The 11,717-nt window shown below is 28.1% G+C and carries 11 protein-coding genes and 1 tRNA gene; 9 read left to right on the top strand and 3 right to left on the bottom strand.

What is annotated here, in order from left to right; translation table 11 throughout:
- Positions 1-18: 18 nt before the first annotated feature.
- Together KJR01_RS05350 and KJR01_RS05345 are read right to left on the bottom strand one after the other, a co-directional pair.
- Positions 19-318 (bottom strand): hypothetical protein, encoded by a 300-nt coding sequence (locus KJR01_RS05350; protein WP_214117632.1) that lies wholly within the window; start codon positions 316-318, stop codon positions 19-21.
- Positions 319-661: 343 nt separating this feature from the next.
- Complete coding sequence (locus KJR01_RS05345) at positions 662-1,939, bottom strand: major outer membrane protein (protein ID WP_214117631.1); 1,278 nt, start codon at positions 1,937-1,939, stop codon at positions 662-664.
- A 200-nt stretch (positions 1,940-2,139) separates the two neighbouring features.
- On the opposite strand from KJR01_RS05345, the gene rplM reads away from it, so the two are divergent.
- The 4 genes from rplM to KJR01_RS05325 all read left to right on the top strand — a co-directional run bounded on the left by rplM (position 2,140) and on the right by KJR01_RS05325 (position 5,417).
- On the top strand, positions 2,140-2,559 hold the full coding sequence (gene rplM / locus KJR01_RS05340) for a 50S ribosomal protein L13 (RefSeq protein WP_214117630.1): 420 nt from the start codon (positions 2,140-2,142) through the stop codon (positions 2,557-2,559).
- 1 nt (position 2,560) lies between these two features.
- Positions 2,561-2,950 (top strand): 30S ribosomal protein S9, encoded by a 390-nt coding sequence (gene rpsI / locus KJR01_RS05335; RefSeq protein WP_214117629.1) that lies wholly within the window; start codon positions 2,561-2,563, stop codon positions 2,948-2,950.
- A gap of 25 nt (positions 2,951-2,975) precedes the next feature.
- Positions 2,976-3,953 carry an OmpA family protein gene (locus KJR01_RS05330; protein ID WP_214117628.1) on the top strand — a complete coding sequence of 326 codons (978 nt, stop codon included), beginning with the start codon at positions 2,976-2,978 and terminating at the stop codon, positions 3,951-3,953.
- Positions 3,954-4,067: 114 nt separating this feature from the next.
- Positions 4,068-5,417: an APC family permease gene (locus tag KJR01_RS05325; protein WP_214117627.1), complete on the top strand. Its 1,350-nt coding sequence runs from the start codon at positions 4,068-4,070 to the stop codon at positions 5,415-5,417.
- A gap of 3 nt (positions 5,418-5,420) precedes the next feature.
- Here KJR01_RS05325 and KJR01_RS05320 read toward each other — a convergent pair whose 3' ends face one another.
- Positions 5,421-5,810 carry a hypothetical protein gene (locus KJR01_RS05320; RefSeq protein ID WP_214117626.1) on the bottom strand — a complete coding sequence of 130 codons (390 nt, stop codon included), beginning with the start codon at positions 5,808-5,810 and terminating at the stop codon, positions 5,421-5,423.
- Between the two features lie 196 nt (positions 5,811-6,006).
- On the opposite strand from KJR01_RS05320, the gene KJR01_RS05315 reads away from it, so the two are divergent.
- From KJR01_RS05315 to KJR01_RS05295, 5 genes are all read left to right on the top strand, one after another.
- Positions 6,007-7,455 (top strand): DASS family sodium-coupled anion symporter, encoded by a 1,449-nt coding sequence (locus KJR01_RS05315; protein WP_214117625.1) that lies wholly within the window; start codon positions 6,007-6,009, stop codon positions 7,453-7,455.
- 126 nt (positions 7,456-7,581) lie between these two features.
- Positions 7,582-7,668: transfer RNA gene (locus KJR01_RS05310), tRNA-Leu, on the top strand.
- 22 nt (positions 7,669-7,690) lie between these two features.
- Positions 7,691-7,900 carry an alkylphosphonate utilization protein gene (locus KJR01_RS05305; protein WP_214117624.1) on the top strand — a complete coding sequence of 70 codons (210 nt, stop codon included), beginning with the start codon at positions 7,691-7,693 and terminating at the stop codon, positions 7,898-7,900.
- Positions 7,901-7,905: 5 nt separating this feature from the next.
- Entirely contained in the window at positions 7,906-9,207 is a 1,302-nt protein-coding gene (locus KJR01_RS05300; RefSeq protein WP_214117623.1) for an outer membrane beta-barrel protein, read from the top strand.
- A gap of 55 nt (positions 9,208-9,262) precedes the next feature.
- The gene (locus KJR01_RS05295; RefSeq protein ID WP_214117622.1) at positions 9,263-11,563 is read left to right on the top strand and encodes a FecR family protein; all 2,301 of its coding nucleotides are present in this window, start codon (positions 9,263-9,265) and stop codon (positions 11,561-11,563) included.
- Positions 11,564-11,717: the final 154 nt, after the last annotated feature.

Below are 11,717 nucleotides of genomic sequence, written 5' to 3'. Positions count from 1 at the left end.
AATTTTTATAGTTTTTAATTATCTAAATTGTCTTCTTTCAAATTTTGCTTCAGGTTTTGCTTTTGGATCTATAGGTAAAATATTAGCAAAGCATCCAATATCAACAAAAACAAGTATCCCAAAAACCCAACCATTTATTGAATCATAAAATGTATATAATATATAAGTTAATACGCAAAAAGCAATAAACCAGCCAGGCGAAAATGTTCTCTCGTGTTCGTAAGTAATTTCAGCTTGACAACCCCTGCATACTTTTACACCAAATCTTAATTCTTCATCACAAAAAGGACATATCATCGTTTTTGTATTCTTTGACATAATTGTCTCCTATTTTGATTTATGTGTTAAATAATAAAAAAAAAAAAAACAACGCATTGTAAATATTTTCAGCCTTTCGTAATACCTTAAATTACTTAATCGTATTGCTATTAGTTTTAAAAAACTTGTTTGTTTAGATTGATTAGAGCTTAGAAGTGCAAAAGAATTTATATTTAGTTAAACCTGATTCAAAAAACGATTATGGAGCAGTGTTTAAAGAAGGTGCTAGTTGTAAAAGCTAGACTAAGTAAGCCTAACACCAAGAGTTTGAAATTAGTTAAATTAAGTTTTTATAAGTGTTAGGCCAAATTAATCTAGTGCTAGGCTTAATGCCTAGCTATTTTTAGAATGTATATTTTGCTTCAAATCTGATTAGTTTTTCATCTTTTTTACAATCTTCTATACCTTCATAATTTTTTGTTTTACCATAAGCATAGAATGCTGAGAAGTTTAATTTGTCGCTATATTTATAAGATAGTTGTGGCTTAACTTCAAATAATTTTTCTTTATCAGTTTTATCGCCATTTTTGATTTTATTTGTTCCGCTAATAATATCAACACCAAATCTTACATCTTCAAATGTATAACCAATTGTTCCGAATACGAAATCTTTCTTACCTACTGCTCCTGTTTGGTAATCTTTCATAGCGTATTCGCCATAATTAATCAATTTGCCACTATCTTCTATAGTATTAATTGTAGCTTTATCCTTTTTACCATAACCAGCATAACCTATATTAAAATCTAAGCCGAATGCGTCAAAGCCAGCTTCAATAGCATAAAAATTACCATTAGCTACTTCGTCGCCTGTAGCTTTTTTTAATAAATCTTTTCTATCTTTTTTAAGATTATTACCTGCGTATTGAGCGTGAATATTGTATGCGAAATCATCTTTATCACCTAAATTAACATTGAAATCTACCGTATATAATGTGCCCCAACTAGCCATATTTGCTACCCATAACTCTGCTGCTACTGGGTCAAAATTAGCAATTGCTGCTATACCATATATATTTTTACCACTTACGCTTTTTATACTATCATCATCATTTTTTGTAGCAATAACGCCTAAATCACTATCTTTATTGTAATTATCAAAAGCATAAGCTGCTAAAGTTACATTCTCAATGCTATTATTTACGATTTTTAATCCTGTTCCTAATAAATCATCAGTCCAAATTGAGCCAATTTCCATTCTACCGAACATAAATGAGGTATCGTAATTCGTGTAAGTTAAATAAGCATCTCTTATATTAAAAGTTTTGCTTGTATTTATATTATTTTCAACTTTATCTCTTAAAGCTTCATTAGATGGTGTTAAACCTGGTTTATTTAAAGCAAATGAAGCATCTTGGTTTGAATACTGAAATAATGCAGTAGCTTTAAAATTATCAGCTATATCTGAAGTGAATTTTAATTGAGCTTTATATCCATGTAATTGGATTGTATCTTTTGTAGATTTGTCTTTTAATGAATTTTTTTCGCTAATTCCTTCATATCTATATCTTAACATACCTGATAAATCTACATTTTGAATAGCTTCATCTAAAGCAACAGCATTTGCAACTGACATTGAACCTGCAGTAATTACTGCAATTAAACTAAGTTTTACTAGTTTCATTTTTACATCCTTTTTTTAAAAATTGCAATGCTATTCTACCCCCCCCATCTTTAAAATAAACTTAAATGGAATAATTTTTTTAGAATTTAAAAAAGTCAAATTTTATTTTTAATTTATCTTAAAATTATCTTAATTTAAGATATTATTAAGATTAAAAACATATAATCAGCTTTTTAAAAAATTTTGGCAAAGGTAAAATCATGACAAAAATAACAAAGCCAAACGAAGTTAAAAGAGATTGGATAATTGTAGATGCTGAAGGTAAGCGTTTCGGTCGTCTTTTAACAGAAGTTGCGACAATATTAAAAGGCAAACATAAGCCTTGTTATACACCAAATGTTGATTGCGGAGATTATGTTGTAATTATCAACGCATCTAAAGCAGAATTTACTGGAACAAACAAAGCTGATGATAAATTATATCACAGACATTCAGGCTATTTTGGAAGCACTAAGAGTGAAAAATTCGGTGATTTATTAGCAAATAATCCAGCAAAATTATATAAATTAGCAGTTCGTGGAATGTTGCCTAAAACTACTTTAGGTCGTGCAATGCTTAAGAAATTAAAAGTTTATGCAGGTAGCGAACACCCACATACAGCTCAGGTAAAAGGAAAGTAAAATGGCAAAAGTTTATGCAACAGGTAAAAGAAAAACTGCAATAGCTAAAGTTTGGGCTAAGGCTGGAAGTGGTAAAATTATAGTGAATGGCGTTGATTTAAATACTTGGTTAGGCGGACACGAAGCTATTAAATTAAAGGTAGTTCAACCTTTATTAGTAACTAAGCAAGAAGGTTTAATGGACATTACAGCTAGCACATTAGGTGGTGGTTATAATGCTCAAGCTGAAGCTTTAAGACACGGAATTTCTCGTGCTTTAGCTGCTATGAGTGCTGATTTTAGAGCGCTACTTAAACCACAAGGTTTATTAACTCGTGATAGTCGTGTGGTTGAGCGTAAAAAATACGGCCGCAGAAAAGCAAGAAGAAAACCACAATTTAGTAAACGTTAATTCGATTTTGAAATTAGGAGTATTCATGAAAAAGATGAGTTTAGTTTTAAGTGCAGCTGCAATGATAGCTGTTAGTGTAAATGCAAGTGATATTAATTTTGAAGGCTTAGAAATAAGCCCAATCGCTACATACAATGTTCCAGAAGGAAATCTTGACCTTATGAATAAATTTGGTTATGGATTAAGAATTGGTTATATGTATGGTGCAGTAGGAACAGAAATTGGTTATGAGCACCAAAAAGGTGAATATAAAAGTATAGATAATTCAGGTCATACTCCAGTGGGTATTGATAGAGGTTATTTAAACTTAGTATTCCCAGTTAAAGTTGGTGATACTAACTTTGATTTCTATGGATTATTAGGTGTTGGTTATGAAAACTTCAGCGAAAATCTATATGACAATAAAAACGGAATGTTTGGTCATTATGGTATTGGTTTAAAATACAAAATTTACAAAAGCTTTGGTTTAAGAGCAGAAGTTCGTGACCAAATTAAATTCCGCCACGCTGATCACCATGTAATTAGCACTTTAGGTGTAATTTTTAACTTTGATGGTAAAAAAGAAGAAGTTGTTCCAGCTCCACAACCAGTTGTAGAAGTTAAACCTGAGCCAGTAGTTGTTAAACCTGAGCCAAAACCACAACCAAAACCAAAAGCATGTTATGATTTAGAATTAGTTAAAGTTAATTTTGGATTTGATAAGAGCAATGTAACTGCTAACTATATTCCTGAAATTGAGCGTTTAGCTAAATTAATTAAAGAAGAGCCTGCATATTTTGCAAATATCACAGGATATACAGATTCAATCGGTACATCTGCTTATAACAAAAAATTATCAGAAAAAAGAGCTAAAGCAGTAAAAGCTGAACTTGTAAAAGCTGGTATTAGCGAAGACAGAATTAATCCAAGTTGGGCTGGCGACCAAAATGCAATCGGCGATAACAAAACAAAAGAAGGCCGTGCAGCAAACCGCAGAGTTGAATTAAAAATCATCTGCCAATAATTTTATAAATTATTTTTAGGTTTCACAGATTATGTGAAACCTTTTCTTTTTTTCTTCTAAATTATTACAATTTTAATAGTATTATTCGCTTCATTTTATTTTTTTAGGTTTATTATGAAGTTGAGTATAAAAGATATTATTTTTATGAATTTGATTGGGATTTTTTCTTTAAGACAAATTCCTTATGTCGCACAATACGGAGCTAGTTCTATTATTTTATGGCTTTTTGTAGCATTTGGATTTTTTATTCCTTTAGCTTTGATATGTGGAGAACTTGGTTCTAGATTTTCTAAGGGTGGTGGTATATTTTTATGGATTAATAAAGCTTTTGGAGTAAAAGTAGCTTATTTTTGTTTGATTTGTTATCTTTTATCTTGTTTAGCTTTTTTCCCAATGATGTTGTATTTCGCAGCAAATTCTTTAGCTTATATATTTAATTTACAGGCAAAATCTTATTTTATCGCAATATTTTCTATATTGAGTTTTTTTATTTTGACATATATAAATTATAGGGGTTTTGAATATACAAAATTAATAAATAAAGTATTTGTTTATTTTGGAATTTTATTTCCCACATTGCTTTTAATAGTTGTAGCTTTAATGTTTTATTTGACTAATAACAAAATCACAACTCCTTATAATTCAGGGTATTTAATTACACTTGATTTAAATACTTTAGTGTTTTCAAGCACTATGATGTTTGCATTTGCAGGGCTTGAGCTTAGTACAATGATAGGTGCTAAAATTGATAACGCTCAAAAAAATTATCCAAAAGCTATATTTTTTAGTGCATTTATAATAGTAGGTATTTATATTTTAGGCACTTTTTGTGTTAATGTGATATATCCTGCAAAAGATACTGATATATTAGATGGTATTATGCAAGCAATTACTTATGCTGAAAACAATTTGGGTTTTAAAGGTCTTAGTCAATTAATGGCTTTTAGTTTATTTGTAGGCACTTTAGGGCAGATTAATTCTTGGTTGGTAGCGCCAATATATATGTTAGCTAATGCTTCAAAAGAAGGAATAATTAAATTTTATGAAGCAAAACCACATCCAAAATACAATACCCCTTATAAGGCTTTATTTTTTCAGGCATTTTTAGTTAGTATTATTTGTATATTTTGTGTATTTTTTAATAAATCTCAAGATATTTATTGGCTACTTAGTTCTCTTACCACGGTTAGTTATTTTTTACCTTATATTGCAATGTTTTTAGCGTATTTTAAATTAAAAAATTATTGTGAAAATGAATTGGAATTTAAAATACAAAATCAAATTCTTAGTTATTTTTTAGCGATATTAGGTCTTAGTAGCGTAGTATTTGCTTTAATATTAAGTTTTATTACTCCAAACGAAGAAGAACAAAGTGAATTAATATATTTTTTACAAATTATGAGTTCTCCTATATTAGCATTAATAATTGCTATTTTTAGTTTTAATAAAACTCGTAATAAATAAAGCTTATTTAATATTTATCAAAATATTATTGTTTTGATAAGTATTTTTTTGTTTTTTTATAGGTTTTTCTCCGCTGATGCTAATTTGTATATATTCATCTGGAGTTGGCTCTTTTATTTTTATAGGTTCAGTTTGAGGAATTTCTTCTTGTAATTCTTCTTCATCTTCAAATAATATATCTAAAGCTTTTTTTAATTTTCTTAATTTTTTTTCATCTAATTCACTTAGTTTTTTTTGCAAATCATAATTTATATCATCGTTTTGATATAAATTTTTAGGTATAGTTGGGTCTTTCCAATCTGGATTTTCACTAAAAGGAATTTTATCTCCAGGAAAATCTAAAGTGTATGCAAATAAATTTAAACTTAAAATAAAAACAGCTAATTTTCTCATATTTTTTCCTAATTAAATTTTTTATATTATAAAAAGTTATGAAATATATTATATTTTTTTTCAAAAAAAGATAATAATTTATAATAAGTGTTACTTTTATACACATTTTTTAAAGTTTTAAATACAATTTAAATACATTTTATGAATTATTCTGCTAAAGTAATCTTAATTTTTTAATTTTTTTTAAGGAGAAATGATGAAAAGAGCAATTTCTATTATTATTTTGATTGCTATTCCATTTTTATTCGCTACTATTTTGCCTGTGCCAAGTGGCTTAAGCGAAGCTGCGTGGGTAATGTTTGGTATTTATCTTTCAGCAGTTTTAGGTCTTGTATTTAAGCCTATACCAAATTCTATGGTATTAATTACTGCAGTGGCAGGAACTGCACTATTTATGGGACCTTATTTAGGTGGTGCAAAAGAAGCTACAAAACAAGCTTTAAGCGGCTATGCAAGTTCAACTACTTGGATTATAGTTTCTGCATTTGCTTTAAGTATTGCATTTACAAAAACCGGTCTTGGTAAAAGATGGGCTTATTTTTTAATAGGTAAATTTGGTAAAACTACTTTAAGACTTAGCTATGTTACTGCATTTTTAGACTTAGTAGTATCACCTGCAACTCCATCAAATACTGCAAGAGCAGGCGGAATTGTCTTTCCAATTGTAAATTCAATCGCACAATCTTTATCAAAAGATAAAGTTGAAACAGAAAATAGAGTAGGTGCATTTTTGGCGTGTAATTCTTATATGAGTACAAAAATGACTTCATTTATCTTCGCAACCGCAATGGCTGGAAATATGCTAGTGATTGGTTATGCAAATGATATTTTAGGAACTCACTTAAATTGGGGGAATTGGGCTGTTGCTATGATAATTCCTGGTATTGTGTGTTTATGTGTAATTCCATTAGTTGTTTATATTTTTGTTCGCCCTGATATAAAAAAGATTGATAATATAGTAATTTCAAAACAAGGCTTAGAAGAATTAGGAGAGATGAAAAGAAGTGAGAAAATGCTTGTTTTAATCTTTGTTCTAGCATTGCTTGGTTGGTCTGTTCCATCTTTAGCTAGTTCTTTATTTGGATTAAAGATTGATATAGATGCTACTGCAGTAGCTGTTGGTGCTATGAGTTTATCAGTATTACTTGGCGTTTTAAAATTTGAAGATATAGCAGGTTCTAAAGAGTGTATAGGGACATTATTTTGGTTTGGTGGTATTATGTCACTATCAGGTATGATGAATAAATTGGGCTTTTTTAAATGGCTTGGAACATTTATTCAAGGTAATATGAATTTAGATTTAGACCCATTGATAGTATTAATAATTATTGGTTTTATTAGTATTATCGTAAGATATTTATATGCTAGTGCAACCGTTTTCATTACAACTCTTTTACCGGTTTTATTTTTAATAGGCAAAAGCGCAGGAGTTGATCCTTATTTATTAGCATTTTTATTAATTACTACAAATTCTTATGGCGGAGCATTAACTCATTTTGGTGGTCCTGCTGCTTCAGTTATTTTTGGAGCTGGATATAACACCGTAAAAGAATGGTGGATTACTGGATTTGTAGTGGCTATGGTATCTTTTATTTTATGCCTTGTAATAGGTCTTCCTTATTGGGAAATGTTAGGAATGAATTAATTTTTTTTCTTGTTTTGATAGGAATATCAAAACAAGAATTTCATAATCAAATATTAAGTAAAATATATTTAAAATATCACACTTTTATTTTTTTATAAGCAAATTTTATTATCATATGCAATTTTAGCCCAAGTGGTGAAACTGGTAGACGCGCTAGACTCAAAATCTAGTAGGAGCAATCCTGTGTCGGTTCGAGTCCGACCTTGGGCACCATAAATAAAAAAGGAATATAAAAATGCCAAAAGACGCAAACGGAAACGAATTACAAGCAGGAGATAATGTTAGCGTTATTAAAGATTTGAAAGTAAAAGGCAGTTCTTTAACTATTAAAAGAGGAACTAATGTAAAAAACATAAAGCTTACTTCAAATGATGATGAAATAGAAGCAAAAGTTGATAAACACGGAGTTATAGTTTTAAAAACTTGTTTTTTAAAAAAGGCTTAACATTTATGAAAAAATTTTTAACATTTTTACCTATTGCTTTATTAGCAAATCCATTTGATGACTTAGTAAATGCGTATAATCAAGAAGATTATAAAACTTCTTATGATATAGCTAGTTCTATTTGTAAGCAAACTTGCTCTGATATTAATTTAAATCTAATTATGGGTAAAAGTGCTTTTAGATTAGGTTTATACGATGAAGCTTTAGCTGCTTATGATAGGGTTTTGGTATTAGATGATACTAATACAGAAGCGAGATTACAAAGTGCTATTATTTATCAAAAAAACGGGAATTTAGCTTTACTTAAATTAGAACTAGAGAATTTAAAAGATGATGAACGCTTAAATGATGATGAGAAAGCTTTAGTTGCTAGTATGTTAAAAAATGTTAAATATCAACAAAAAGCTAATAATGAAATAAATATACCTTATGCGAGTATTGGTTTTGGATATGGTTATGATAGTAACCCAAAAAAGCAGAATTTAAAAGATAGCTATTTGCCAGTGCCACAATTAGGCATTAATTTTCCAATACCAGGTGCTAAGCACCAACCAGCTAGTAGTATTTTAGCTAATCTTAATGCTGGCTATAAAAAACAAGTTAATAATGTATATGATTATGATATAAATATTAATTTTTATAATAAGTATTATATAAAACCAATTGAAGAAGATTTTCAGAATTTAAGTGTATTTACAGCTTCAATTAATAATGGTTTTGAGATATCAAGACAATTTAAATTAAATATTTTAATGTCTTATGATTATATTATTTTAAAACAAAAAAGATATTTAAATACCTTTACAGCAGATATTTCAGGTGATTATTATACTGAAAGTGGGCTAGCTTTTGGTCTAGGCTATACAATTAATCATAATAATTATTTGATAGAAGATAATAAAGAAAATGATTCAAATCATCATAGTATTTATGCTATGAGTAAGATTATTTCTCAAAGAAGTATGTCTTATTTAAAAATTGCTTATGATATAGAAAAAACTAGCAGAATTAAAGAAAGTTCAAATAATTATAAAGAATATTCAGCTACTGCCGGAATTATTTATATGTTAAATAAACAAGTAATATTAAAAGCAAGTTTAGGTTATGCTAAAAGTAAATATGATGAAAAAATCTTCTTAAATACGAGAAACGATATAACCTATAGGGTAAATTTTGGTGCTGAATACAATATGGATCATCATAATTTCTTCTCACTTGATTTAGGATATAATAGGGTAAAATCAAGTATTGAATACAATTCTTACGATAATCTTTACACTAATTTAATGTATAAATATAAATTTTAAGCTAACAACCTTTTAAAATATGCTATAATTTGGCATCATTTTGAAAGGATACGCTATGAAAAAAATATTATTGTTATTAAGTGTAATAACTCTAACCTATGCAAGCGTAGGTAAAATATCAGCCATTAGAGGTGATGCAGTAGTTATCTCAAAAGGTAATGAAATAAAAGCTTTATTAAATCAAGAACTTGATGAAAGCGATATTATAAAAACGGGAAACAATGCAAGATTACAAATAATCTTTAATGACAACACCGTTACTACTCTAGGTAAAAACACAAGCTTAGAAATAAAACAATTCTTATTAGATGGAAAAAACTCTAAAGTAAATCTTGAAGTAAGTGAAGGAAGCTTTAAGGTAATTACAGGAGAAATCTCAAAATTAGCAAGAAAGAATTTCTCTTTAAAAGCTCATACAGCAACAATTGGTATTAGAGGAACAGTGTTTGTAGGAGAAGTTGGACTTAATATAAACAAATTAGCTTGCTTACAAGGTGCAATAGATGTTAGATTAGGTAATAAAACTTCTTTAATTGATTCAGGAAAACAAATAAGCTTTTCAAATACTAAGGTAATTAAAGTTGAACCTTTAAAAGTAAATGATTTTTCTTTAACCAAAGCAAATATTAACGAAGATAATAAACCAGAAAAAATACAAGAAAAACAAGAAGATAAACAAAGCACTACAAATACTAATAAAGTAACAAGTATTACTTTAAGTAGTGATATTAAAGCTGAAAACACTAATTCAAATTCTAAAAATACTTTACAAACTAGTGAGCAAATGAATATTGCAAGCGATATTAAAGAAGAAGTAACTGAAATCATTGCAAAAAATGATAATTCTTTAAATACAGATAATGTGCCAGAAATTGCTCCAAATAAACCTAGTGATGATTTAGTTATTCCAAGTAATCCAAATACGACACCAGATACGCCAAGTAATCCTGATAATAATACAAGCACACCAGAAAATAAGCCAAATGATAATAATGTGGCAATACCTGATGTGCCAGTGATTAAAGATGAAAAAGAATGGACTAAATTAGAACCTTCTATACCTAATAAATACTTTGCTAATAACAATGTAAATAGTTATTATTACTATTCAGAAGATTTAAATTCTAAAAGTGCAGCAAGTCTTAATTTAGGAACTATGACACTTGATTTATATGGTAGAAAATTAGAAAACGATAAGAGTGTTAAATCTTTTGATTATTATACTTTAGATGGTAAAAAGAATACTCTTACTAGCAATAGCTACAATGTTTCTGATTTAGGAACTAAAGAAATCAAAACTCAAAATTATAACTTGCAAAATACTAGTCTTAATACGCCTAATGCTGAAAAGAATTTAGAATATTCATCAGATTATGCTAGTTTTAGTGCAAATAAAAATGAATTAAAAGCTCAATTAATTGGTATTAATTATGATTTAAGCAAATCAGATTTATCTCATTTTACAACTTTAAAAGATGATTGGAATAGTTTTAAAAGTGATATAGAAAAAAATAATCAAACAGCTATTAATTATTACTCAAATACAAATTCTGCCGCTGAACTTGATTTATCAAGAGGACTTTTAACTTATTATTCAAAAGAGCAAACTAAAAAAGATGGTAGGGATAGTGCTTATAATTTAAGATATTTTGTTATGAACCATAATTATTTACAAATGCGTGAATATGATATAGAAGATTTAGAATACAACGGCTATACAATGAATTTTCAAGCTCCTACTGTTGTAGATTCAACTTCGGATCATTATAGAACTACTGCTTATGTCAATAAAGAACAAATTGAATACACTGCAAAAAATGGTAGTTTGGATTTAAATATTTTAAATATAAAAGAAAATTTAAAATTTACTAATTCTTCAAATTATAGAAAGCAATTAGCTGATTGGGATAATGAGAAAACTAAATTCTTTACAGAATTTTATACAAACCCAGCTCAAGAATTTTATTATGCTGATACGAAAAATAATTATGTTAAGTTAAAGCCAAGTGATTCGTATTTTGCTAGTTATAGTAAGATTAATGATACTTCTGATGTTTTATTTGAATTACAGAATAGTAAATTACTAGGAGTGTATAATAAAAACAATGTAATAACTAGAATAAATCCTCAAGTAAATTCAACTATGGATATTGATAATTCTCAATATAAATTAAAAATTGATAGCAATGAACTTGATAAGACTTCTATTAAATTAGAAACGGAAGCAAGTAAGGCTAAATTACAAATAGAAAGCAAAATAGCAAATGAGGATTTAAAGATAAAAACAGATGAATTAAAAAAATCTTTAAATATTTCAGATATAAATAAAAAGATTAATGAGATTAAAAATAAGTAAGGAATATATATGAGAAAACTTGTAATTTTATTAAGTGTAATAACTCTAACCTATGCAAGCGTAGGTAAAATATCAGCCATTAGAGGTGATGCAGTAGTTATCTCAAAAGGTAATGAAATAAAAGCTTTATTAAATCAAGAACTTGATGAAAGCG

Origin of the sequence: Campylobacter sp. 2018MI10, from assembly GCF_018501175.1 — a bacterium.
In the GTDB taxonomy this organism is placed as follows: Bacteria; Campylobacterota; Campylobacteria; order Campylobacterales; family Campylobacteraceae; genus Campylobacter_E.
The sequence above is the reverse complement of the archived record's forward strand: the minus strand, read 5'-3'. Positions and strand labels throughout refer to the sequence as shown.

Coding starts and splice junctions, on each gene's coding strand:
- KJR01_RS05350 (WP_214117632.1), bottom strand. CDS start 318: ATGTCAAAGAATACAAAAACGATGATATGTCCTTTTTGTGATGAAGAA.
- KJR01_RS05345 (WP_214117631.1), bottom strand. CDS start 1,939: ATGAAACTAGTAAAACTTAGTTTAATTGCAGTAATTACTGCAGGTTCA.
- rplM (WP_214117630.1), top strand. CDS start 2,140: ATGACAAAAATAACAAAGCCAAACGAAGTTAAAAGAGATTGGATAATT.
- rpsI (WP_214117629.1), top strand. CDS start 2,561: ATGGCAAAAGTTTATGCAACAGGTAAAAGAAAAACTGCAATAGCTAAA.
- KJR01_RS05330 (WP_214117628.1), top strand. CDS start 2,976: ATGAAAAAGATGAGTTTAGTTTTAAGTGCAGCTGCAATGATAGCTGTT.
- KJR01_RS05325 (WP_214117627.1), top strand. CDS start 4,068: ATGAAGTTGAGTATAAAAGATATTATTTTTATGAATTTGATTGGGATT.
- KJR01_RS05320 (WP_214117626.1), bottom strand. CDS start 5,810: ATGAGAAAATTAGCTGTTTTTATTTTAAGTTTAAATTTATTTGCATAC.
- KJR01_RS05315 (WP_214117625.1), top strand. CDS start 6,007: ATGAAAAGAGCAATTTCTATTATTATTTTGATTGCTATTCCATTTTTA.
- KJR01_RS05305 (WP_214117624.1), top strand. CDS start 7,691: ATGCCAAAAGACGCAAACGGAAACGAATTACAAGCAGGAGATAATGTT.
- KJR01_RS05300 (WP_214117623.1), top strand. CDS start 7,906: ATGAAAAAATTTTTAACATTTTTACCTATTGCTTTATTAGCAAATCCA.
- KJR01_RS05295 (WP_214117622.1), top strand. CDS start 9,263: ATGAAAAAAATATTATTGTTATTAAGTGTAATAACTCTAACCTATGCA.